Raw genomic sequence first — 21600 nt, 5'->3', positions numbered from 1 at the left:
GGATGGACAAATCCTACGACCGACAACGAGCCCTGTATCTGAGAGCTTGGCATGACTGGATTAGAGGTGGCCAAGAAACCCGGTCGCAAGCTTCAGCCCCCAATCTACTTCTAGTCAAATTATTAATGACTTTCTACTATGTTTGTCATACAGTATGTACGAACTGTTTCTGGCAGTAGGGAGAGCAGGGATCTTTTTGCTTTAAGGAACTTTATACTCTCTGCATCCGGCAGGCAATACTGCTGCAGCTACTTTGATATGCCATTCTGTGATGAATATACAGGTACACGCACATGGAACATGCAGGAAGGGTCGGCAGGTTAAAGGCAGGCAAGGTTGCAGACAGGACCTTCGTCAGCCTAGACGAAAATATCCTTGTTGCAAATGCCGCAAAGACAATGTACGAAAGAAAGGAGTGCACCATCATCGTCACCCGAAACGATCCAGAGACCCGCTCGCGCATTCCGGTTGGCATCATTACAGAAAGAGACATCATCTATCGCATAGTGGCGCAAAACCGCGGTCCATTCAAGGTAATGTTAAAAGACATAATGAGCACGCCATTGATCACAGTCGACTCCGAGGCATCTTTGGAACAAGCATTATCCCTCATAAAAGAAAATGACATCAGCCGATTGCCTGTCGTAAACAAAAAGGGCGGCGGCATCATCATAGGCTTGCTGACCATGAAGATGCTCGTAAAAAGTGTTTCAATTGGGAAGGTTGCGCAGGTCGAGTAGCACAATTGCATGGCAGGCGCGCATGGTGCCGTTTGGATGACCACAAGGACTACTGTAGCAATAGCAACAGTCATTCACACTTCTTCTTTCCAAGGTTAGGGAATCAACGGCACCATCCGCCACCCCATTGACCTGCCCTACAATGACAGCTCTTTTCCGACTTGCTTTAAGGTCGTTACGGAGCTGTTTTATGCGGCTATCATATGGAAGAGAAGGCATGGATGACGATAAAAGCCATGACATCATAAATGGCAAGGCTAAAGAATAATGGCAGGACCAGTTTTCCAGAATCTTGCTTATAGCCAACTCCTCTGTACCAACTGCTTGTGCTTTTTCAAGGCTGACGCTTTTTGAGGCAATAATGTACAAGAGAATTTAACGGCGCCACCCTCCGCACTACAAGAAGACAAGTGAAGAAATAGGCCCTACTTGCCCCAGTCGGGCTTTCGGGACCCAATGAACGCATAGATACAACCTCGCAGCGTTTCAGATAGTTTCTGTCAGGTTCCAGACTTCACGAGTAACTGGTGGAGTCTATAATAGACGTCCCTCATTATAGGTATTATTCACACATTATTCTATATTTATGATAATATGAAGAAATCTCTAAACTTGATGGCAGCTCTCGGCCACGGCAAAAGCAGGCCGGTATAGCTAGACCACCACATCCGCGTGTGCTTTTCTCCTGTGCTCTTCAGCAGCTTCATAGGTGTCAAATTTCTGCCTGCAGATATCGCACCGCCTCCTTTCCTTGTTTTTTCGCCGGGCCATGAAGTCAGCCAGAGCCATGAGAAGGATTCCAAATCCAAACATACGCGTATCCTGTAATAATTACCCTTTCCTTTCTAAAATGACTTATAGTCACAATGTCTGTTGGCGGAGAAGAGGCTCCAAGGTTAGATTCAAACGACACAGACTAGGGATGTGAAAATTACATAACACAGCACAAATTTTTACTTGAATATGATAAACGGGCATGTTTTCCTTACGCATAGAAAAATGCGATTTTTACAGGGTAAAAGAGGCAATGGATTTGTCGTGGCAGACGAAATACAGATTATTATATTATTACTGCTGCAGCTGATGATACCACTACTACCGTTTGCCACCCCATAGAGCATGCACATGCACAAGCATATGCTGGCTCCAAGTGATGTTCAATGCATCAACTCCACCAAATACCGATCCACTTTAAATTGCCTGTTGCGCACTTGATTCTGTAAAATGTCATACGGCGGAAGAAGCAATTACGGTGGAGGTAGAGGTTACGGAGGAGGAAGGGGTTTTGGAAGCGACCGGGGATTCGGCGGCCCAAAACCGGTTGAGACCGGCAAGGAATACGAGGTGCAAATCTCAGAGATCAGCAGGCAGGGAGACGGGATTGCCAGGATTCAGGGGTTTGTGATCTTTGTCAAGGGCGGAAAAGTAGGACAGAAGGCCAAGGTAAGAATCACCAACGTCGGTGCGAGGTTTGCCACGGCAGAGATCGTAAGCGAGGGACAACAACAGGCGCCATCGCAATCGTCATCGCCATCACCAGCCACGGAGGAAAAACCAAAGGATGTTGCCCCGCAAGTTAGTGAGGAAGAAAAACCAAACCTTCAGGACCACAAAAGCGGCGGCGAGTCACAAGGCTAGAACAGAATGATAGAGTAGATCGGCAACCCTGCTGGATCTTTATCCAGCTTGGTTCTAGCAAATAATACATCTGCTGCATGTGATCGCTGGCCCGACCTAACTTTGCCATTGAGCGCATTCATCATGCTTGCGGCTTTTTTCAGGCTGTCCAGAATAGCAGCACAGTCGCTGGGATCGGCGCGACACAAGACGCGGAGTAGACCGTAGTTAAACAATTGGTGTGCACGTCTACGCATGGATTTGGAGTATAAAGGCGTGCTCGAGGCCTACCCCGCAATTTGACTTCTACAATAGCCGAATATTTGCCTATCCCGCAAGGCCAGACATGAGAACAATTCCGATGCAAAGGGCTCGTGCAGAGGTCCTACAGGCGCGTGGCTATCGTTGGACCAGACTTGGTTTGCGCGGCCTGTTGGCACAGAGCAGGCATAGTTTGGGAGTGGGACATTTCTTCTCAAGCCACCTGTCGCACTCGGAGCAGTAATAGGTATCAAACTGCTTGCTGTACTTGCCTCTGCCGTGTTTGGGACACCTTTTCACAAAAGGCAGAATGCAATTCCGCAATTTAGCTTTAAGCACGTGTATTGACATGCGCCAACACATCATCATCACAGTTTTGAAGATCTTGAGATTTGCGCAATACAATTTCACTGTGGAAAGGCAGAGCCTATCTTTTTGCACACCTTTTCGACAACCTTGGCCTGATCATATGGCTGCACGAGGCCAATCAGCACCGTTATGTCGTCGTCCACGGGGAAGAATATCCCGTCCACGAATTCGTGGTGCACCAGCAAAAAGCCCACCTTGCCAAACAACCTTTCGTTTGTGCGCGTTATGCCTATCACGGTGGCAGTCTGATCTGCAAGCAGCTGGGCGTCTTCCTCCTTTATTTTTGGCACGTTCATCTTGACGTGCATTCCTGCGACCTTGTCTGAAAGCACAAAGGTCGCCACTATGCTCTCTTCAAGACCTGCAAGCTCGGCGCACAGCTGGTCGTATTTCACTACAGAAACGGCTACGGGCTGGTGAATTAAAAATGTTAAAGCCCTTTTCCGACAGGTGGAACTTGCAGCGTCAGGCGCCCCTTCTGAACCTCAACTCCACGTTGCCGTTCCCGGCCACGTTTACATCGTAAAATTCGCTTTCTGAAATCGGAATAGAGTCAATAACGACGCTGCCGCACGAAGGGCATTTCGGAAACATGTCATCGGCAAGGAAGTATGTCGCGCACCAGTAGCACGACGGGCATAACACAAAGCTGGCCTTGCGGATCTTCTTTTCATATTCTCGGAATTGTTGCGACGTTACAATTGCGCCATCATCCTCCTGCGGCTCAGGTCAGGAGGTCCATTGCCATGCGCAGTTCGGCAATTTCCTTTTCTACGACCTTTCTGTCGGGATCGTCGCCAGCATATTTTAGCAGAATTTCGCAGGCTTGTAGCTGCGCAAGTATGATGTCCTTCTTGTCAAGGCACAGGGCATGATAAGGATCTGCGAAATTGTACGTGACCTTTCTTCCAAGTTCTTTGCAGCCGCATGTTCGAGCTATAATTACCTGCGAGACCTCAGAATCGGCAATATTCATGAGGTAAAAAATACGTCTATAAGATAAATGTCGTTCTGAAAGAATTTTAGCAATACTAAATCTATTAGATGATTCTAAACTGTACTACGATGCTGCAAGGCTCGGCAGTCCGGTAAATTCTCTTCATTTTTCTGCCGACGCAGGCAGATAATAGGGGGACTGTACACTTCGTCATCACCCTGCAACGCTAACCAAAGGAAAGAACCGTGTAAAAATCTTTTATCATTATTATTACTATTCGACCACGTGGACGCTGTGGAAGCTGGACTTGCACTTGGGGCAGTGCGCGTGCACGCTCATGCACTCGATGCAAAAGTCGGCTGCTGCGAGAAACTCGGATTCATCGCCGCGGTAAAAGCAGTGCTCGCAAAAGCGCTTGGCCAACCTTGCCTCGGAGGAGGCTACCATGCATTTAACCTTTTAGCCATTACACTATTAAACCTTCTTGCTGTGCCTTGGTTTTTCCTTCAGGAGGGCCGATACCTTGTTCCTGATCTTTGCCGAGTCTGCCTTCGAGGAGGCAGAGACGCACAGGATGCCGTCGCCTAGCGGGAAGGTGAGAAGCGTGACCTTGTCGTGTTCTGTTATGCTGTAGCGGAAGGCGCCGAGCCTGTCCGCGTACTGCTTGAGCGTCACGACGTTGGAGAGCGACTGTATGTACATCTGCTGCTCGGCAGGGCCGTTCAGGAGCGGCTGTATCCCCTGCTGGAAGCCGCCCTCGATGACCTCGCCGTTTGCGTTGACGATACCTGCAAAGCGTATGTTCTTGTCTAGCTTGATAACCCTCTCGCAGAGGTTACGTTGCATGGGCAAGAGAAGCCTGCAGGGCTATAAATCGTTTACACGGACATGCGGATCTCGATGGCGTGTCCTTCCTTGATGTGCGCCGAGTAGTGGACGTGCACAAGCTCGTTGATGTCTGCGTCCGTGAAATACTTGACAGAGTACCTTGCAAGGACCATCTTGCAGTCGGCGCAATACACCTCCTTGAACTTTGGCTCGTCGGGGGTTGCCGCCGCCATCATCACCGGACTAGAAAAGTGTCGTGCTTGTTCTGCGAGAAGCGCATCTTGGATGCCTTGTAGTAGATTACCTCGCCGCGCCTTTCAATAACTGCCACCACCGCCTCCTTGCCCATCTTTTCAATCTGCTCGATGGCGCTCGCAAAGCTCCTTGCAGTCACGTTTGCGCCTTCGTTTATCCCAAAGACCACGTACTTGGCAGGCTTTTTTTCATACTCGCCTCTTTCATAGACGCGGAAATCATCGCCAAAGCCAAAGCCCTCTTTTGCGACGTAGCCCCGGCTCCTAAGGTCGCGGTAGACGAGGAACTTGGTCATGATGTTCCGGTCGTGCTTTAGCAAATGTTCAAAGAGTGAATCAAAAGTGACGTCTTTTTTGCTGGCGAACACAAGTCGCTTTGCCTGCAAGAGGTACAGCGCCTCGTACGGCTTTAGCACGTATTCCTGCCCTTCACGCTCGCCAAAGCCTCGGGTGCGAAGCTCGTCCTGCGACCTTGTTTCGTCTATCAGCACCTTGCCCCCGCCGGCAAGCCTTGCCTCCACCACCGCAGGCTGCGCCTCCTCTGCCGATGCCGTCTGCTGCTGCCTTTCCGGGAACGGTGCAGGAGAGGTAGGAGGGGAAGAGGACATAACGATTAAATCACAGCAGACTTCCACATTTAAGCATTCAAATTTAGTGCATAGAGATATGAAGGGAGTAAATTATCGTGAGACGCGCGGGATGCCTTATGTAAGGCGCGAATACATCGCTGGCAAGCCACAGATCAAGATAGCAAGGTTTGCATCCGGCCAGGCAAGCCAGGATTATGATTACAAGCTGGAACTCGTCGTCACGGAAAAGATCCAGATCAGGCACAACGCCCTAGAGGCAGCCAGGCTGGCTGCAAACAAGAGGATGGCAACGGCAGGTGAGATGAGCTTTTTCTCGATGCTGAGGGTCTATCCCCACGTCATACTCAGGGAGAACAAGATGATCGCAACGGCAGGCGCAGACCGTCTCCAGGAGGGAATGCGCCGCGCGTTTGGCAAGGCAACAGGCCTTGCGGCCAGAGTCAAGCCGGATCAGGTCATATTCGAGGCATACGTCACTGCGGCAAACCTCCCGCTGGCAAAGGAAGGCTTCAAGGTTGCGTCAAGCAAGCTCGGGTGCCCGACCTATACGCGTGTCACTGCGCTAAAGCCGCAGGTCGCAAAGATAGAGGAATAAAAAACACTCCTCCTCCCCTCTTTTTCTCTTCTTATAATTTTGCAGTCAGCGCCTTGACGCTGTCAGAGTTGCAGGCGCTTCCCTTTCCGCCTGTTGCCTTGCATATTAGTGCAGTAATGTTGTCAATCTCTGCGTTGATTGCCTTGCCGATTGCAGAGTTGGGGTTGCCAAGTTCTGCTCTGACCTTGTCGTGGGTCATGTTCTGGATAAGTTCAGGGCTATAGCCTGCGCCGACTTGCATGTACTGGCCATCTATCAGCAGGAACGGGATCATCTGGTCAGGGTTGTACATGTCCAGAATCTCATAGTCCTTGTCGTCAAGCTCTTGCAGCGGCTCAAAGTTGCGGTCGGCAGTCTCCTTTCCGGCAAACTCGACCGTGTCGCTTTCGTATTTTGCGCGTGCCAGATTGAACGTCGGGACGTTGAGGTATTTCTCGTCGTGGCCGGCACTCTTGTCCTCCGCTATTCCATCCCATTTCCCAAAGCGCTCCAGCGCCTTGACTATGGCCCAGCGTTCTGCTGCGCAGAACGGGCAAAAGCCCGCGCCCATGAAATATACCAGTGATTTTCCGCCCGGCCTCTTTAGCGGCTGGTCTGTGACGTGCATGAACTTGCCAAGAACCCTTTTTGGAACAAAACTCACGCTTGGTTTGCGGCGCCATTATTTTATTAAGTGTTTTGAGGATTTTCACTCTAGCGTCTCTTTCGGAAAAGTAAATAATCTCCTGTCTTTTAGCTGTCCCATCAATTGGCGCTCAGAACCCTTACCGATCTCGACGACAAGAAGTTTAGCGGAAAACGGGTGTTTGTCAGGGTCGATTTTAACGTCAGCGTGAGCAATGGGACCGTGGGCGAGGACTATCGCATCCGCATGACGATACCCACGATAGAATACCTCACAAAGAGGGGTGCAAAGGTCATACTTGCGTCGCACCTTGGCAGGCCCGACGGCCGCGACATTGACTACACGCTTGCGCCGGTGGCAAAGCGCCTGTCAGAGATAGTCGGCAGCAGGTCCAGCATGAAGGTCAGGTTTGCACACGACTGCGTCGGCCAGGCAGTTGAAAACGAGATCAGCCAGATGAACAACGGTGACATACTGCTCCTTGAGAACCTGCGCTTTTACAAGGAAGAAGAAACCAACGACTCGGAATTCTGCAAGAAACTGGCAAGCCTTGCAGACATCTATATAAACGACGCATTCAGCACGTCGCACAGAAAGCACGCCTCCACCTACGGCATGGCCACGCTCGTCGACGCGCGGCTTGCAGGCTTTAACCTGAGAAAGGAAGTCGAGTACCTGTCGATGATGAAGGACAACCCGATAAGGCCATTCAAGGTGGTTGTTGGAGGCGTCAAGATAAAGGACAAGATCGGAGCGCTGGAGCACCTGCTCCTAAAGTCGGACAAGGTGATAATCGGCGGGGCGGCGGCGTACACTTTCCTGAAGGCAAAAGGCTTCAAGACAGGAAAATCGCTCATCGACAACGAGCACCTGCCGTGGGTGTCAAAGGCCCTTGCGTCCTACGGCGACAAGATAATGCTCCCCACTGACCACGTTGCGGCCATGTCGCCGGCCGACACGTCGATAACCATGGTCAAGGGCGACATACCCGACGGCATGGCCGGCTTTGACATTGGCAATGAGACGATAGAGCGCTATTCCACAGAAGTGAGCGGCACAAACGGCGCAGGCATGATATTCTGGAACGGCCCGATGGGCATGTTCGAGGTCAGGGCGTTCGCAAACGGCACGGTCAACATTGCCAAGAGCATGGCGCTTGCCTACTGGCGGGGCGCCAAGACGCTCATTGGCGGAGGCGACACGCTCGAGGCCATGAAGAAATCCGGTGTCGCCGAAAACGAGGTGAGCCACGTCTCCACCGGAGGCGGCGCGACCCTGCGCTACCTTGCAGGGGACGAGATGCCCGGAGTGTCTGTCCTGAACGGCCAGTAGCAGTTAATTACGCAGACGCGCTAATACCAGCCATTGTTGGCGCCTCCGCATAGGGTTGTCATGCACATCGACTTTGACTATTTTTTCGCCCAGTGTGAAGAGGTCCGCAGGCCGGAGATAAGGCAAAGACCGGTGCTGGTGTGCGTCTTTTCCGGCAGAACCGAGGACAGCGGCGTGGTGAGCACCGCCAACTATGTCGCAAGAAAATACGGAGTAAAATCAGGCATCCCGATCAGAGTCGCAAAGGCAAAACTTGCAGGAGTGGACGATGCGTTGTTCCTGCCGCTTGACGCAAGCTATTACAGGCAGGTATCTGAAAACGCGATGTCCGCGATTAAAGAGCACGCTGATGTTTTTGAGCATGTAGGAATTGACGAATGCTTTATCGACGTGTCAGGGCGAGCCAATGGCAGGTTTGACGCCGCTGAAGCGCTTGCGCGCACGGTAAAGCAGCGTGTACAAGAGCGCACGAAACTTACATGCTCCGTAGGCGTTGCGCCGAACAAGATGCTTGCCAAGATAGCATCCGACTACAACAAGCCGGACGGCCTGACAGTAGTCCGGCCGGAAAACGCCTTGCAGTTTGTCTCTGCGCTTGATGTTGATAAAATACCGGGGATTGGCCCCAAGACGCGCGACAGGCTTGCCGAGCTTGGAGTAAAGACTGCCGGCGACCTTGCGTCGTTTGACCTTTTCAGGCTGATAAAAGAGTTTGGCAAGAAAACTGCAACCTACATCCACAATGCCGCAAAGGGAATCGACGACGAGCCCGTCATGGAATCAGCGGAGGGCGAGCGCAGGCAGCAGATTATGCGCATCGTCACGCTGAAAAAGGACGCGCAGAGCGCAGAAGAGATGTACGCCGACCTTGAAGAGATATGCAGGGACGTCTATGAAAGCGCGACTGAAAAAAAGGTGGCGTTTGGTTCGGTCGGGATAATCCTTGTCCTCGATGACCTTGAAAACGTCACAAGGTCAAGGGGGCTCAAGGCCCACGCGTCAAGTTTTGAGCTCTTGCATTCTACAGCAAGATCGCTGCTGGACGAAGCAATGGGCGAGAAAAAGAGGAGCGTGCGCAGGCTGGGCGTGAGGATATCAGATTTTCAGGACAGCTCTGGCCAGAACACGCTGTTTGACTATTTTACGGCGAGGCAGGGGGAGTAGTAGTGCTGCTTGCCTGCTGCATCCTGCGCATTCGCCTGCCCTCCGTGTACATCACGATTCCAAGGTAGATGCCAAGCCACGGCAGGAACATTATCTCGCCGGCGACAGAGTGGAACGCCTCCCATTCCTTTGGGTTTACGGTCACGATGAGCGCGTACATCGTCAGCGATATTATGCGGACAATGTTCACGGCGACGGTGCCAAACGTCCCTATCGCAAAGTAGATGAGCTTGCGCTTTAGCGGTATCTCCATCTTGAGCAGGAACGCAAGCATCACGAGCGTATAGATTATCATGCTGTGGACGCCTGCCGAAGGCCAGAACACCTTTAGCGCAAAGGGCCCGTGCAATCCGTTTAGCACAAGCAGGTTGTCATGCGCAGTTGCGACGACTCCCTTGCCTATATCCATGATGTTCGTGTCTATGAACCTGATGACTGCCTGGTCTATTTGCAGGTAAACTGGCACGATTACCTGGAGCGGCCCAAGCGTGTCGTAGGGAAAGAACGCGTCAAGCGACAGTATGACTGCGCTTCCTGCAAGGTATATCGCCCCCGCTGGCGCTATCTTGTACCACCTCTTTCCAAACAACACGGCAAGGGAAGCGCCGACAAAGAGCGCCATCACGACAAAGTCCCACATCCAGTCCCAGCTGTTTATCAGCGAGACCTTGTACGCAATGCCTGCTTCGTGGATGGAATCATCCAGGCCGTATGGAAGGGCTGCAAAATAGCCTATCGTTATTGCGGCAAGTCCGGCCACTACCAGAAATTTTTTATTGCTTACCGGCTGCCTGACGCCGACAAGCTCGGCCGCGATAAAGGCCATTGCAAAGATGAACCCTCCCCTGCCCTCGTTCCACGAGAGGTTGAACGAGTCAGGGTCAAGGACGAGCGTGAATATTATCGGCGAGATCAGGACAAGGGTTACTGCTACGCTGGCGTTTATGCCAAATATCGTAGGCGCTGCTGCCTGCTGGCTCGACGGAGCGGCCCTGTCGCCGGACAAACCGCTATTTTTGAGCCGCTACAACATAAAAACGTTCTAGGCGTTCTTTACAGCTTCCATAAACCACTTTGGCACCATGTCCTGCGCGTTCTTTAGCAGGAACGTGATGCTGGAATCGAGGATGTACGTCGTGGCAAAGTCGTCGGCGCTCCTTATCGACCGGCCGTACGACTGCGCCAGTCGGAGCACCGTGTACCACGTGTACCAGCGCTGGTCGCGGTCCTTCATCGCAGAGACCTTCCTGTCTGTCAGGTCAGGGTAGGGGACCTTTGTTATCACCTGAAACCGCGACAGGTCGTCCTTCAAGTCGACTCCTAGATGCAGCGAAGGCGATATGAGCACGGTCGGCCTAGTGCTCTTGTAGTGCTTTTCAAGCACTTCCTCCCTGCCAAGGGCAGAGCCTGTCTCTATCAGGCGCGACGCGTTTTCCCGACTGATGTTGTCGCGGATGTACTGCAGCTGCGAATACGACGTCGTGTGGATTATGCCCTTTTCGTTCTTGTGTATCGTCATGATGTTGTCTACAGCCTTGGCGATTTTGGGCATGCTTTCCTGCATCGACCGGGCGTTGAGCCACGCCACGTTCATCAGGTGTATCGGCCTGTTTTTCACTGGAAAGTCCGAGTCGCGTACCTGGACGAACTTGACATGATCCGGCTTTAGCCCGGAGACCTTGCACAAATAGTCTTTTGAGAGTATGGTCGCGCTCATGAACAGGTTTATCGTCCCCTTGTCGAGTATGTCGCCAAAGTAGCCGGAGGTTTCAAGTGGGGTCAGCGTGGCACGCGTCAGCTGGTTCTGCGCGTCGCGCTGGATGCTTGACACTATCCAGTTCTTTTTGTTTGAGCGCATGTCGAACAGCAGCGCTTCAAGGTTCTTCTCCTTTGATATCGCTTCTATCAGGTTGCGCTCGGTGTACGGCTCGGCGACCTTGCCCCGCTCGATGGCGTCTGTCGCCTGTTCGATGAATTTTAGCATCTTGTCCTTAAGGGACGAGCAGAACTCCATCCACGGCTCGACGTCCTCGACGTTTTTCTCCGGCATCTGCACCCGGGGGAGGAAGCGCAGCGCGTTCTTGTGGATGGTGAAACTGCGAAAGTCGCCTACCTCAGACTCTATCTGGTGCGCCTCGTCCATCACCAAGAGCTTGCGCTTTTGCGTGGTCCCGGTGTAGAAAATGTCGGACAGAAAGTAGCGGTAGTTGTAGACTGTGTGGCTTGCCTTTGCGCCAATCCACCGCTGGTGGAAGTAGTGGCACGGCCGCCATTCGAGTTCCACAATCTTGGACTGCTTTTTCAGCTTGTCAATGTACGTCTTTTCGGCGAGCGGGTCCAGCCTGACCTGCTCGCCGGCCGTCCCCTCCCCGGCGACCTTGTAGTCCAAAAGCCGCGTCTTGTACGCACAGTCGTACGAGTCGTCCTGTACACAGGGGCCATAGTCGCAGTTCTCTGCAAGGCCCATGTCCTCCTTGACGATGCACGGGAAATTGGCACGCCCCTTTACCTCAAAGATGAACGGAAAGTCGCGCTTGTACTGGGCCTGGAGGTCCTTTGTAGCGGTGCATATGTGCGAGCTTCCGAGGTACCTTGCGATCGTGATCGCCACCGGCGTCTTGCCAAAGCCGGTGGGCGCCTCAAGAAAGATGTTCTTGTATCCGGACTTTAGGGCTGACTCTATCTCCAGAAGCACGGAGCGCTGCTTTTCGCGCATCTGGCCTAGCGGAAAGTATGACAGGATTGACACAGCGGGGCACCTGCTCTCAGTGCGACATACTTTTTAAGGTTGGGTCGTAGAGCCAGCATCTGACATAGCCGGTGTCTGTCTCAAACTCTGGAGGGTCCTGCTTGCACACCTCCATTGCGTGCGGGCAGCGGGGGTAGAACCTGCAGCCGGCCGGCGGGTCAAGCAGGCTGGGCGGGCTGCCGGGTATAAAGCGGATCTTTTTCTCGCCCGAATGCAGTCTTGGCACCGCAGCTATCAGCGCCTGAGTGTACGGGTGCTTGGGGTTTTTGTAAATGTCTTGCGTCGAGCCGATCTCGACCAGCTGGCCGGCGTACATTATCCCTATCTTGTCTGCAACTTGCGACACGAGGGCAAGGTCGTGGCTGATAAGGATCACCGTGACCCCTTTTTCCCTGTGCAGCTTTTTCAATAGCGCAATGATCTGCGACTGCACAAGCACGTCAAGCGCGGTGGTCGGCTCGTCTGCAATCAGCAGGTCAGGCTCTAGCAAAAGCGCCATCGCAATCACCACGCGCTGCTTCATGCCGCCGGACAGCTCATGTGGATAGCGCGATGCAACTGCGGGCGCCAGACCCACCTGCTTTAGCGACTCTAAAACCTTGGCGTCAACATCTCCCTCAAAGCCGTGCTCTTCCAGAATCTCTTTGAGCTGGCTGCCCACGGTGTAGACGGGGTCAAGCGCGTTCATGGCACCCTGGAAAACCATGGCTATTTTCTTCCAGCGGACCTTTTTCCCAAATTCGCGGTCTGACATCTTGACGATATCGTCACCGCCAAGGACGATTGCTCCCCCTACAATCTTGCCGGGAGGCTGCATAGAGCGCATGAGCGCGGACCCAAGCGTGCTCTTGCCGCACGCAGACTCGCCCACTATGCCAAGCGACTCGCTCTCTGAAAGCGCAAAGTTGACTGCGTCGACTGCCTTGACCGGGCCCCTCTCTGTCAGGTAGTATGCGGAAAGGCCCCTGACGGCAAGTTTCTTGTTCGAGTCCCCGGCAGTAGAGGGCATATAGCGTAAAAGCGCCTCACACGGTATAAGAGGGTATTGAAGCTGGAAAAATATAACAGATCGCTTACTACTTTCTGAGCTTGCTTATCGAGTCGATTATTTTTGAATGATCGGCATCAACCTCTGTAGTCACGTACAGCAGATGATTATCGTCAAGCGGCATTGTGATGCGCTTGATTTTTTCGTATTCTGCCAATACGTACTTTCCCTTTCCTATTTTTGGTGCAAGCTCGCTGCGCGTTTTCCATGCTTTGATAGCCAGATCGAGTGATTTTCTGCTCTCTTCTGGCGTAAGAAGATTTTGTACACCTGACCTATGGTCAGAGAATAGGATCTTGCCGTCCATGTCACAAATCGTGACTAGCCTGATTTTTGGGTCGAGACTCATAACATCGTGATGGATCTTTTGATATGACATATGGCAATCAATAATTACAATCCCATCCTAATAACGTTTTTAGTATTTTGAGAATCGTTTATTTGGAATCAATAATTCTCAGAAATATGCCCAAACATCTTCATAATATTTAATCGAGCAGATATTCATCCTTGTACCCTTGACTTTTCAGTATCTCAATGACTGCCAAAAGGGTGCATTGCGCCCCGAGCGGTTATATAACCGGCGCTTGCCATTATGCAAGTTCCGCCTCATTGAAGACTCCTATCTGCCCCTTTGACGCAAAAAGCGGCGTCCTGTGCGCCAGATGCGATGAAAAGTTGCATGCAGGCAGCATTACACAGGACGATGTAGACGCTGCGGTAACATTAACAAGGGTGGCCAACAAGAATCAGGACATCGACAGGTTCACGCTGGCCAGAGGCGCAAGAGTGGACGATGATTATGTCCTTGTCCTGAGAGGGCAGGACGTGATGTCGGTCAGGGCCAACCCGTCGCTTGCAGAAAGGATAGAAAAAGAATTCGGGCACAAGGTGCACTACGTCGAGTCAGAGGCGTCAGAGCGCGGGCTTGTAGAGAGCCTGTTCTACCCTGCAAGAGTGCTCTCGGTAAACCAGTTCTACCTTCCAGACGGCAACAAGCTGACCAAGGCCGTGGTGGCAGGCAGAAGCAGCAGCAACCAAAAGATCAATGTTGAAAAGGTTCGAAAGATAGCCAAGGCCGTCAGAAACATTGAACTTTTAGTAGAGTTTGAGCAGAGATAGATAAGGCCATGGTTGACATACACAGAACGCATTACGCACGCCAGCTTGGCGAGGACCTAGTAGGCAAGCAGGTGAGGATAGGAGGCTGGATAGAGGACGTGCGCGACATTGGCAAGCTCGCGTTTGTGACGATCCGTGACGTCACCGGCGCCTGCCAGGCGATAGTGACAGGCGACAACGTGCAGGCGGCCGTGCAGGCTCCGCGGCAGAGCGCGGTTATTATTGCCGGAACCGTGCAAAAGAGCAAGGCCAAGGATTTCCCGGTAGAAGTCAAGGTAGCAGAGTTTGCGATACTTACAAAAGCGGTCCACCCGCTTCCAATCGACCCGACGGGCAGGGTAGAGTCGGCTCCGGACAAGAGGCTTGACGCAAGGGCGCTTGACCTGAGAAACCCAAAAACTGCAGCGATATTCCACCTGCGCTCTGCGGGCCTCAAGGTAGTAAGGGACACCCTGAGAGGAGAGGGCTTTGTCGAAGTCAACACCCCCAAGATAATCGGGAGCGCAAGTGAGGGAGGCGCAAACCTCTTTGGGTTTGACTACTTTAAGCGCAAGGCGTACCTGGCCCAGAGCCCGCAGCTTTACAAGGAACAGTTAACGCTGGGTCTTGACAGAGTTTTTGAGATAGGCCCCTATTTCCGGGCTGAAAACTCGCACACAGTCAGGCACCTGACCGAGTTTACAAGCATCGACGTCGAGGCGGCGTTTCTCGACTACGAGGATGTGATGGACCTTGTGGAAAAGGTGGTGGGAAACGTGATCCGCGACTTTAACGAGAACCACAGGGTAGAACTTGCAGCGGCAGGCGTACAAGAGATCCCGTTTGGCAGCAACAAAAAGATAGACAGGCTCACGTACGAGCAGTGCCTTGACGAGCTGGTCAAGGAAGGTGAAAAGCTCTCGTTTGGCGACGACCTGTCGGACGCGGCGCTCCGCAAGCTGGGCGAGATGCACAGGGGATTCTATTTCATCATGGACTGGCCACTGAAACTAAAGCCGTTCTACATCCACGAAAAAGAAGGCAACGAAAAGCTGTCCAAGTCGTTTGACCTGCAGCACGGCTACCTTGAACTCGTGTCAGGCGGCCGCAGGCTGCACGACCCCGAGCGCCTGAGAAGCAGGCTTGTCGAGCAGGGCCTGAACCCAGCAAGCTTTTCCGAGCACCTCAAGGCGTTTGACTGGGGCATGCCCCCGCACTCTGGGTGGGGCCTTGGCTACGACAGGCTGATGATGGTGCTGACAGGCTCGCAGAACGTGCGCGACGTGGTCCTTTACCCAAGGGACACTGACAGGCTGACGCCCTAGTCTTCCTTTCTTTCTTTTTACACCATATCCACTTCTCGGACACTTTCCTCAAACACCCATGCGGCAAACCTGCCCTCAGTGGTCGAGTAGATGACCCACACGACAGGGTTTATCTCCATAAAGCACACGTCGGTCCGGGAAGGCGAGGGCGACGACGGGTGCGAGTGGAATATGCCGGCAACCTGCAGGCCGGCGCGCTCGGCATAATCGTAGGCCTTTAGTAGATCGTCCGGCGGTATCTCAAACGACGCGTACGTCGCATGGGCGTTTTTCACCGGCAGTATCTCGGCTATTACAATCTTGTCCTGCCCGCTGCCAAGAAGAAAGGCGCACGACTCGTTTGGCATGGACATCCTTGCAAGCTGCTCCAGCTCTTGAAGATGGGCTGCTGAAAGGGCTATGCTTTTTTGCGGGCCGTCTGCGTCTGTCAGCTGACCGTTACCTTGCCGACCATGTACGGGTGCAACATGCAGTAATAGTCATACGCGCCCGCCTTTTCAAAGACGTATGGATAGCTGGCGCCAGCATTCATAATGCCAGAATCAAACACCTTGTCAGGAGTAGGCGTATTGTCTATTACCTTGCCCGACGTCACGGTGTGCGGCACGTTGTCGTTGTTGGTCCAAGTCACCATGCTCCCTACCGCCGTTTTGACTTCTGCAGGTACGTAATACTCGCCATTGGTGGGAGTAGACGAGCCCAGAACTATTGAAACTTTGGTGACTGTTGCCCCGGCTGTTGGGGAACCAGCGGTCGCACCAGGAGCAGATCCGGTAGTGGCGTTTGTCTCATTTGCGGTCGTTGTTCCTGCTGCAGTAGCATTTTCTCCGCTTGCAGCGGCGTTCGCGCCACCAGCCGTTGCGTTAGTACCGCTTGAAGTCGCGTTTCCTTGGGCGCCGGCGCCAGAAGAGGTACCGGCCGCTCCGACCTTTAGCGTGCCTTCCATGAACGGGTGCAGGGTGCAATAGTATTGATAATCGCCTTCTGCAATGTCGGCGGTGTTGAGAAGGTAGGTCTTGCTTGCAGCGATAATGTTAGAGTTGAACATCTCGCCATTGTCAGCCTTGCTCGTGACGGTATGCGGCACGTTGTCGTTGTTGGTCCACTCTACGCCGTCGCCCTTGGCAACGCTCAGCGGGTCAGGATCATAGCTAGGGTTGCCCTGCGCGGAGGCGCCTGCAGGAATGCTTGCCTTGATGACGTTTGCCGGCGGGGCCGCCGGCGCCGCAGGAGCGGCAGGCTGCTCTTCCTCAGCGGGTTGAGGAGGCTTGGGCGTCACGAGGCCAAACGCGTAGAACGTAATGCCTCCTACCGCGGCTCCTGCGATGAATATCACGCCCATAGCCTTGACGTACTGTGGCTTTCTGAACGACGTGACGGCAAGGACTGCCCCGGGTATTCCAATCATGGCCATGAGGCCAATGTACGCAAAGATTGTCGGGACCTGGACGCTCACAGTTACTGCGGCGGCGACACCAAAGGTCACTAGAAAGCCAAGCGTGATAAACGTCGCGGACTTGGCCCTGCCGGTCGATGGAAAGCCGTCCTTGAAGAGCCCGGAGGCGAGAAATATCATCCCGATGAACATGGTAAGAAGGGAGACTGCGTGCATGCCGTCGATGAAAGTCTTGGCAATGCCAGAAAGCGATATGCCTACGCCAACAATGCCGATGGACGTAAGACCAATACCGGGTGTCAGCAGGTCCCAGTCAGTCATGTTTGGTTATGGTGGGCATTTTTGGCATAATTAATCTTTTCTGCACCTCTAAAATTGTTGACTGCGCGCCTTAATGTCCGCGTTTTGCAGGACTTGCTGCTGATAATACTATCTTGTCCATAGCAGACGTTTTTGATGTGGGCGAAGGCGACACCGTCGCAGACGCGTGGCTCACGACTGTGAACCTACTGGACATGCTGGAGCACGCCCACGGAGTCGAGGGCCTGTACGATTTTTCCCAGGCAAGGGACAAAATAGCCAAGGTGTACGCGGTGGCGGAGGCGCACAGCATGGACAGCAAGAACAACAAGTGCGCATGCGGGCTTTCAGACGCCGAGCACGCCATCTTAAAGCGCAAGGTGCTGACATTCTTCAGGTTGCAGGTGTCAAATCTCAAGCGTTTCATCGTCTGACTGACATATCCGAATCAATTAAATGCAAGCCAGCGCTACAGACTTTGAGGCTCATAGCGTGACTGCACGCGACTTTGTCGAAGTTTCAAAACCAAGAATAGTAGTCGTCTTGGTGATAACGGCAGTCACTTCGTACCTTGCCGCTACTCGCTTTGACGCTACGCCAGACATAGCATGGGATGTCGACTGGTTCAAGCTCGGCTTTCTCACACTTGCAGGCGCACTTGCCTCGATGGGCGCAAGCGCTCTGAACCACTATTACGACCGCGACATCGACAAGGTGATGGAAAGGACGGCCAGAAGGCCGATTCCTGCAGGCAGGCTGTCGGCAAAGAGCGTCCTTGCGTACGGCCTTGGCGTGAGCGCGCTGTCGGTAGTCATTGCGTGGTTCACCCTCAACCCGATGGCGACGGGCATGATAGCACTTGGAATATTCTTTTACGTCATAATATACACGGCGTGGCTGAAGCGCAGCAACGCCTGGAACATCGTGATAGGCGGCTTTGCGGGAAGCGCGGCTTCAATGGCAGGCTGGGCCACTGTTACGGGCTCGATGGACCTGCTTGGCTTTCTCGTCGGGTGGCTGGTGTTCATGTGGACTCCACCCCATTTCTGGTGCCTTGCGATACGGGCGCGCGAAGAGTATGCAAGCGTCCGCGTCCCGATGCTTCCCGTCCTCATCGGCAACCAGAAAACTGCAAGCTACATCCTTGCCAACACTGCCATACTGCTCCCGTTTTCAGTGGGCCTTTACTTTTTGAACCCCGGCCCGGGACTCCTCTATGCCATAGTCGCGGCAGTGTCCGGTTCGCTCATGCTACTCTACCACTACAAGCTGACCAAGAACCCCACACCAGAGTTTGCGTGGAAAGCATACAAGGTAACCGCGCCGTACCTGGTCGTGATATTCGTGGCGCTTGCGGTTGACGCACTCTTTTACTACAAGATACCCATCTAGCAGCTGCTAGCTGGTAGTTCCCGAGTCGGCAACGAGTTCTATCCTGCGCTTTTCCTTCGTGACCCAAGCGACCCTGATGAGGCCATAGATCTCAAGATCCAGCAGGATCTTGTTGAACTCGGCGTCAGCCATCGTGACGCCTTCCTTTGACAGCGCGTTCATCAGGTCGGCATCCGTCATGTTGCCAGCCTGCCTGACCTTTTCATAGACGAGGTTTCGTAATGGATACTTCATAATAGCATAATCACCCGTAAAAGCTCTTGTCGATCGGCTTGGGCATGGCATAGGTGAGGCTCTTTTTCATCGACTCGTACCATTCCTCGACTTCCTTGGTTATGGACGGCCTTGCCGCCCTGAGGGCCTGCGCAAAGTCAGCGTTTGATATGGTGGGCGATTTTCTCTGCATGGCACTTACCGCCGCCTCGCGGCATAGAGCAAAGAGGTCCGCCCCGCTGAAATTCCGGGTCGTCTGTGCGATGCTTGCCAGGTCGACGTCATTTTCAAGAGGCATTGGCTGCGTTATTATCTTTAGTATCTCAAATCTGGCCTTTTCGTCCGGCTGGCCGATGTAGACGATGAGATCCAATCTACCGGGCCGAAGGAGCGACGGGTCGATGAGGTCGGGCCTGTTGGTGATTCCGACTATGATAACGCCCGAGTTGCCGGCGTCGTCCATCTCTGTCAGTATCTGGCTGACCACGCGCTCATTTCCGGCGCCGTCCTCGCTCTGGCCGCGCGGTCTTGCAAGCGAGTCCAGCTCGTCAAACACCACGATGCAGGGCGAAGATGTCTTGGCTTTTCTAAATATCTCGCGTATTGCCTTTTCCGACTCGCCCACCCACTTTGAAAGGACTTCCGGCCCCCTGACGATTATGATGTTGGCGTTGCTCTCTGTCGCAAGCGCCTTGGCGATGAGTGTCTTGCCGGTGCCCGACGGGCCGTAGAGCAGCGCGCCCTTTGGAGGCTTGATCCCCATCTTGGAAAAGCTCTCCGGCTCTTTTATCGAGGTGATGAGGTTGTCATGCAGCACCCTTTTGGCGTCGTACAGGCCGCCCACCTCTGTCCACTTGACCCTTGCCACCTCGACGTAAAACTCCCTCATGGCAGTCGGCACGATCTCCTTGATGCCGTCGCGAAAGTCCTTTGTCGTTATCACCATCTGCTCCAACACCTCCGGCGATATCTTGTCGCCCTCAAGGTCTATTTCTGGAAGGTAGCGCCTGAGAGCCTTCATGGCGGCTTCTCTGCAGAGCGCCTTGATGTCGGCGCCCGTATAGCCGTGAAGTTCCGACGCAAGCTCTTGCAGGTCGATGTCGTCGTCAAGAGGCATTCCCCGGGTGTGTATCTGCAGTATTTCAAGGCGCCCTTCGGCGTTTGGCACGCCGATCTCTATCTCCCTGTCGAATCGTCCGGGGCGCCTCAGCGCAGGGTCGAGGCTCTCCGGGCGGTTCGTGGCGCCAAGGACTATGACCTGGCCGCGCTCTTGCATGCCATCCATGAGTGCAAGCAGCTGCGCGACGACGCGCTTTTCCACGTCGCCAAACGCCTCCTCCCTCTTTGGCGCGATTGCGTCGATCTCGTCGATGAATATGATTGAAGGCGATGATTCCTTGGCCTCTTTGAAGATGTCACGCAGGCGCGCCTCTGTCTCGCCATAGTACTTGTTCATGATCTCCGGGCCGTTTATTATGAAAAAGTTGGCTTCCGACTCTGACGCAAGCGCCTTGGCGATGAGTGTCTTGCCGGTGCCGGGTGGCCCGTACATGAGGATGCCGCTGTGCGGTTCTATGCCGAGCCGGGCAAAGACCTCAGGGTGGCGCATCGGCAGTTCAACAATCTCACGCAGGCGCTTTATCTGCTCCTTCATGCCGCCGATTTCCTCGTAGGTGACGCGGGGCTTGCGGTCCTGCGCAGTCTCGGCCATTATCACAAGCTTTGTCGGGCGCTCGACACGGACGATTGCCTTTGGAGACACCTTCTGGACCTTAAAGTCCATAGAGTTGCCGAGGATGACGACTGAAATCTCGTCGCCTTCGCTCACAGGAAAGCCCTTGAGCCGGCCCTTTACAAACTCGCAGAATTCCTTGTCTACCGTAATGTTGCTGTCGCCTATCGGCATCAGCGTTATGCTCTTTGCCGCCTTGCTCTCCGCCTTTCTCACGTTCAAGAGGTCGTTCAGGCCGACGCTTGCGTTTTTCCTCGTCTGCCCATCGATGCGGATGATGTCAGTTTCCTGCTCCTCGTCGTCTGCAGGCCACGCGGTGACGGCGGTCGCGCGCTTGCCGATAATCTCTATGACCTCTCCGGGCTGGACGCCAATCTGCTCCATGTAGTGCGGATCCAGCCGAGCCCTGCACTTGCCCACGTCGCGGTGCTTGGCCTCGGCCACTCGCAGCTGTACCTGTGGAGATTCATCGCTACCTGCCTTGGCCTTCTTCAACTTGTACGAGCCTCCGGCGTTTTTGAGAACAACATCATTAGTTTTACTTCATCTTGACCGATGCGCGGCTGATGTTCATCACTTCGATCTCGCCGACTCCCTGCACGCCGCGGATGGCATCTTCAAGCTTGTCCATCTGCCCCTCCGCGTCATCCAGCATAAAGTCGCCGACGACTGCGTTCAGGCCAAATGCTATCGGTTCCTTGGCATGGCCCTTGAGCTCCATCCCCTGCGGGATGCTGCCCTTGAGCCCCTCCACGATGCTGTCTATGTTAATGTCAGCATCAGCTGGAAGAACCTTTATCCTTGCCACTAGGCGCGCCATGTCTATGGGCCCTCAAAACCGCAGCCTACACACTTGTAGGGCCTTGCAAACTCGCGGCAGGACTCGTCTCGCCATATAAGGACATAACCGCAGTTCGGGCAGTAGAATTTTACGCATTCATCGTTAGGCATTATTGGCCTGCTGCATGAAGTGCAGACCGGCAACGACAGTTGCTTTGACATGACGGTCAAGAGAGCGAATCCGAATTTATA

Annotated in this window: 29 protein-coding genes; 9 read left to right on the top strand and 20 right to left on the bottom strand. The window is 53.5% G+C overall.

Annotated elements, in window-relative coordinates:
- The first annotated feature begins 293 nt into the window (after positions 1–293).
- Complete coding sequence (locus NVIE_RS01770; RefSeq protein ID WP_075053748.1) at positions 294–740, top strand: CBS domain-containing protein; 447 nt, start codon at positions 294–296, stop codon at positions 738–740.
- Here the strand turns inward: NVIE_RS01770 and NVIE_RS14700 are convergent.
- The gene (locus NVIE_RS14700; RefSeq protein ID WP_144239409.1) at positions 711–1109 is read right to left on the bottom strand and encodes a hypothetical protein; all 399 of its coding nucleotides are present in this window, start codon (positions 1107–1109) and stop codon (positions 711–713) included. The two genes, NVIE_RS01770 and NVIE_RS14700, sit on opposite strands and share 30 nt — an antisense overlap.
- A gap of 285 nt (positions 1110–1394) precedes the next feature.
- Positions 1395–1553, bottom strand: a complete 159-nt coding sequence (locus NVIE_RS15125; RefSeq protein ID WP_158435036.1) for a hypothetical protein — start codon at positions 1551–1553, stop codon at positions 1395–1397.
- Between the two features lie 411 nt (positions 1554–1964).
- Between NVIE_RS15125 and NVIE_RS01765 the strand changes: the two genes are divergently transcribed.
- Positions 1965–2378: a TRAM domain-containing protein gene (locus tag NVIE_RS01765; protein WP_075053747.1), complete on the top strand. Its 414-nt coding sequence runs from the start codon at positions 1965–1967 to the stop codon at positions 2376–2378.
- A gap of 647 nt (positions 2379–3025) precedes the next feature.
- On the opposite strand, the gene NVIE_RS01755 is transcribed toward NVIE_RS01765, so the two are convergent.
- The 7 genes from NVIE_RS01755 to endA all read right to left on the bottom strand — a co-directional run bounded on the left by NVIE_RS01755 (position 3026) and on the right by endA (position 5614).
- Positions 3026–3382, bottom strand: a complete 357-nt coding sequence (locus NVIE_RS01755) for a hypothetical protein (RefSeq protein ID WP_075053745.1) — start codon at positions 3380–3382, stop codon at positions 3026–3028.
- A gap of 70 nt (positions 3383–3452) precedes the next feature.
- Positions 3453–3632, bottom strand: coding sequence for a hypothetical protein (locus tag NVIE_RS14695; protein WP_144239408.1), 180 nt, complete (start codon positions 3630–3632; stop codon positions 3453–3455).
- 79 nt (positions 3633–3711) lie between these two features.
- Positions 3712–3963 carry a hypothetical protein gene (locus NVIE_RS01750; protein ID WP_075053744.1) on the bottom strand — a complete coding sequence of 84 codons (252 nt, stop codon included), beginning with the start codon at positions 3961–3963 and terminating at the stop codon, positions 3712–3714.
- A gap of 234 nt (positions 3964–4197) precedes the next feature.
- On the bottom strand, positions 4198–4371 hold the full coding sequence (locus tag NVIE_RS15120; protein ID WP_158435035.1) for a hypothetical protein: 174 nt from the start codon (positions 4369–4371) through the stop codon (positions 4198–4200).
- Positions 4372–4398: 27 nt separating this feature from the next.
- Positions 4399–4770 (bottom strand): DUF6659 family protein, encoded by a 372-nt coding sequence (locus NVIE_RS01745; RefSeq protein ID WP_075053743.1) that lies wholly within the window; start codon positions 4768–4770, stop codon positions 4399–4401.
- 32 nt (positions 4771–4802) lie between these two features.
- Positions 4803–4988, bottom strand: a complete 186-nt coding sequence (locus NVIE_RS01740) for a hypothetical protein (protein ID WP_227717434.1) — start codon at positions 4986–4988, stop codon at positions 4803–4805.
- The gene (endA, locus tag NVIE_RS01735) at positions 4988–5614 is read right to left on the bottom strand and encodes a tRNA-intron lyase (RefSeq protein WP_084790565.1); all 627 of its coding nucleotides are present in this window, start codon (positions 5612–5614) and stop codon (positions 4988–4990) included. Before endA ends, NVIE_RS01740 begins: the two co-directional genes overlap by 1 nt.
- Positions 5615–5672: 58 nt before the next feature.
- On the opposite strand from endA, the gene NVIE_RS01730 reads away from it, so the two are divergent.
- Positions 5673–6191, top strand: coding sequence for a 50S ribosomal protein L16 (locus tag NVIE_RS01730; protein ID WP_075053742.1), 519 nt, complete (start codon positions 5673–5675; stop codon positions 6189–6191).
- 31 nt (positions 6192–6222) lie between these two features.
- On the opposite strand, the gene NVIE_RS01725 is transcribed toward NVIE_RS01730, so the two are convergent.
- Complete coding sequence (locus NVIE_RS01725) at positions 6223–6834, bottom strand: DUF929 family protein (protein WP_075053741.1); 612 nt, start codon at positions 6832–6834, stop codon at positions 6223–6225.
- A gap of 105 nt (positions 6835–6939) precedes the next feature.
- Here NVIE_RS01725 and NVIE_RS01720 point away from each other — a divergent pair, with 105 nt between their 5' ends.
- Both NVIE_RS01720 and dinB read left to right on the top strand, forming a co-directional pair.
- Entirely contained in the window at positions 6940–8148 is a 1209-nt protein-coding gene (locus NVIE_RS01720; protein ID WP_075053740.1) for a phosphoglycerate kinase, read from the top strand.
- Between the two features lie 36 nt (positions 8149–8184).
- The gene (gene dinB / locus NVIE_RS01715) at positions 8185–9312 is read left to right on the top strand and encodes a DNA polymerase IV (protein WP_227717433.1); all 1128 of its coding nucleotides are present in this window, start codon (positions 8185–8187) and stop codon (positions 9310–9312) included.
- Here the strand turns inward: dinB and artG are convergent.
- The 4 genes from artG to NVIE_RS01695 all read right to left on the bottom strand — a co-directional run bounded on the left by artG (position 9290) and on the right by NVIE_RS01695 (position 13416).
- Positions 9290–10318: a thaumarchaeosortase gene (gene artG, locus NVIE_RS01710; RefSeq protein ID WP_227717432.1), complete on the bottom strand. Its 1029-nt coding sequence runs from the start codon at positions 10316–10318 to the stop codon at positions 9290–9292. The two genes, dinB and artG, sit on opposite strands and share 23 nt — an antisense overlap.
- Before the next feature lie 36 nt (positions 10319–10354).
- Entirely contained in the window at positions 10355–12061 is a 1707-nt protein-coding gene (locus NVIE_RS01705) for a helicase C-terminal domain-containing protein (protein ID WP_075053739.1), read from the bottom strand.
- 16 nt (positions 12062–12077) lie between these two features.
- The gene (locus tag NVIE_RS01700) at positions 12078–13070 is read right to left on the bottom strand and encodes an ABC transporter ATP-binding protein (protein ID WP_075053738.1); all 993 of its coding nucleotides are present in this window, start codon (positions 13068–13070) and stop codon (positions 12078–12080) included.
- 67 nt (positions 13071–13137) lie between these two features.
- Positions 13138–13416: a hypothetical protein gene (locus NVIE_RS01695; protein ID WP_084790564.1), complete on the bottom strand. Its 279-nt coding sequence runs from the start codon at positions 13414–13416 to the stop codon at positions 13138–13140.
- Between the two features lie 305 nt (positions 13417–13721).
- On the opposite strand from NVIE_RS01695, the gene NVIE_RS01690 reads away from it, so the two are divergent.
- Together NVIE_RS01690 and aspS are read left to right on the top strand one after the other, a co-directional pair.
- Positions 13722–14231 (top strand): hypothetical protein, encoded by a 510-nt coding sequence (locus NVIE_RS01690; RefSeq protein ID WP_075053736.1) that lies wholly within the window; start codon positions 13722–13724, stop codon positions 14229–14231.
- Positions 14232–14239: 8 nt separating this feature from the next.
- Complete coding sequence (aspS, locus tag NVIE_RS01685; RefSeq protein ID WP_075053735.1) at positions 14240–15535, top strand: aspartate--tRNA(Asn) ligase; 1296 nt, start codon at positions 14240–14242, stop codon at positions 15533–15535.
- Positions 15536–15552: 17 nt separating this feature from the next.
- On the opposite strand, the gene NVIE_RS01680 is transcribed toward aspS, so the two are convergent.
- The gene (locus tag NVIE_RS01680) at positions 15553–15936 is read right to left on the bottom strand and encodes a Mov34/MPN/PAD-1 family protein (RefSeq protein WP_227717531.1); all 384 of its coding nucleotides are present in this window, start codon (positions 15934–15936) and stop codon (positions 15553–15555) included.
- A gap of 26 nt (positions 15937–15962) precedes the next feature.
- On the bottom strand, positions 15963–17252 hold the full coding sequence (locus tag NVIE_RS16020; protein WP_075053733.1) for a cupredoxin domain-containing protein: 1290 nt from the start codon (positions 17250–17252) through the stop codon (positions 15963–15965).
- Positions 17253–17365: 113 nt separating this feature from the next.
- On the opposite strand from NVIE_RS16020, the gene NVIE_RS01670 reads away from it, so the two are divergent.
- Positions 17366–17665, top strand: a complete 300-nt coding sequence (locus NVIE_RS01670; protein WP_075053732.1) for a hypothetical protein — start codon at positions 17366–17368, stop codon at positions 17663–17665.
- A 58-nt stretch (positions 17666–17723) separates the two neighbouring features.
- Complete coding sequence (gene cyoE / locus NVIE_RS01665) at positions 17724–18623, top strand: heme o synthase (protein WP_144239407.1); 900 nt, start codon at positions 17724–17726, stop codon at positions 18621–18623.
- A 6-nt stretch (positions 18624–18629) separates the two neighbouring features.
- On the opposite strand, the gene NVIE_RS01660 is transcribed toward cyoE, so the two are convergent.
- Genes NVIE_RS01660 through NVIE_RS01645 form a run of 4 tightly spaced genes read right to left on the bottom strand, consistent with a single transcriptional unit; the run spans position 18630 to position 21570 of the window.
- On the bottom strand, positions 18630–18857 hold the full coding sequence (locus tag NVIE_RS01660; protein WP_075053730.1) for a hypothetical protein: 228 nt from the start codon (positions 18855–18857) through the stop codon (positions 18630–18632).
- Between the two features lie 10 nt (positions 18858–18867).
- Positions 18868–21063: a CDC48 family AAA ATPase gene (locus tag NVIE_RS01655; protein ID WP_075053729.1), complete on the bottom strand. Its 2196-nt coding sequence runs from the start codon at positions 21061–21063 to the stop codon at positions 18868–18870.
- A gap of 43 nt (positions 21064–21106) precedes the next feature.
- On the bottom strand, positions 21107–21388 hold the full coding sequence (locus NVIE_RS01650; protein WP_075053728.1) for an elongation factor 1-beta: 282 nt from the start codon (positions 21386–21388) through the stop codon (positions 21107–21109).
- A gap of 2 nt (positions 21389–21390) precedes the next feature.
- Entirely contained in the window at positions 21391–21570 is a 180-nt protein-coding gene (locus tag NVIE_RS01645; RefSeq protein ID WP_075055925.1) for a zinc finger domain-containing protein, read from the bottom strand.
- Between the last annotated feature and the right edge of the window lie 30 nt (positions 21571–21600).

The sequence above is a fragment of the Nitrososphaera viennensis EN76 genome, from assembly GCF_000698785.1.
GTDB classification, from domain to species: Archaea; Thermoproteota; Nitrososphaeria; order Nitrososphaerales; family Nitrososphaeraceae; genus Nitrososphaera; species Nitrososphaera viennensis.
This window is presented reverse-complemented; position numbering and strand designations above follow the sequence as displayed.

Bases quoted from the DNA above. Each gene is read 5' to 3' on its own strand.
- NVIE_RS01740 (WP_227717434.1), bottom strand. From the start codon at position 4,988: ATGATGGCGGCGGCAACCCCCGACGAGCCAAAGTTCAAGGAGGTGTAT.
- aspS (WP_075053735.1), top strand. From the start codon at position 14,240: ATGGTTGACATACACAGAACGCATTACGCACGCCAGCTTGGCGAGGAC.
- NVIE_RS01645 (WP_075055925.1), bottom strand. From the start codon at position 21,570: ATGTCAAAGCAACTGTCGTTGCCGGTCTGCACTTCATGCAGCAGGCCA.
- endA (WP_084790565.1), bottom strand. From the start codon at position 5,614: ATGTCCTCTTCCCCTCCTACCTCTCCTGCACCGTTCCCGGAAAGGCAG.
- NVIE_RS01770 (WP_075053748.1), top strand. From the start codon at position 294: ATGGAACATGCAGGAAGGGTCGGCAGGTTAAAGGCAGGCAAGGTTGCA.
- NVIE_RS15120 (WP_158435035.1), bottom strand. From the start codon at position 4,371: ATGGTAGCCTCCTCCGAGGCAAGGTTGGCCAAGCGCTTTTGCGAGCAC.
- NVIE_RS01750 (WP_075053744.1), bottom strand. From the start codon at position 3,963: ATGAATATTGCCGATTCTGAGGTCTCGCAGGTAATTATAGCTCGAACA.
- NVIE_RS01700 (WP_075053738.1), bottom strand. From the start codon at position 13,070: ATGCCCTCTACTGCCGGGGACTCGAACAAGAAACTTGCCGTCAGGGGC.
- NVIE_RS01730 (WP_075053742.1), top strand. From the start codon at position 5,673: ATGAAGGGAGTAAATTATCGTGAGACGCGCGGGATGCCTTATGTAAGG.
- NVIE_RS01650 (WP_075053728.1), bottom strand. From the start codon at position 21,388: ATGGCGCGCCTAGTGGCAAGGATAAAGGTTCTTCCAGCTGATGCTGAC.
- NVIE_RS16020 (WP_075053733.1), bottom strand. From the start codon at position 17,252: ATGACTGACTGGGACCTGCTGACACCCGGTATTGGTCTTACGTCCATC.
- NVIE_RS01660 (WP_075053730.1), bottom strand. From the start codon at position 18,857: ATGAAGTATCCATTACGAAACCTCGTCTATGAAAAGGTCAGGCAGGCT.
- NVIE_RS15125 (WP_158435036.1), bottom strand. From the start codon at position 1,553: ATGTTTGGATTTGGAATCCTTCTCATGGCTCTGGCTGACTTCATGGCC.
- NVIE_RS01765 (WP_075053747.1), top strand. From the start codon at position 1,965: ATGTCATACGGCGGAAGAAGCAATTACGGTGGAGGTAGAGGTTACGGA.
- NVIE_RS01745 (WP_075053743.1), bottom strand. From the start codon at position 4,770: ATGCAACGTAACCTCTGCGAGAGGGTTATCAAGCTAGACAAGAACATA.
- NVIE_RS01695 (WP_084790564.1), bottom strand. From the start codon at position 13,416: ATGGACGGCAAGATCCTATTCTCTGACCATAGGTCAGGTGTACAAAAT.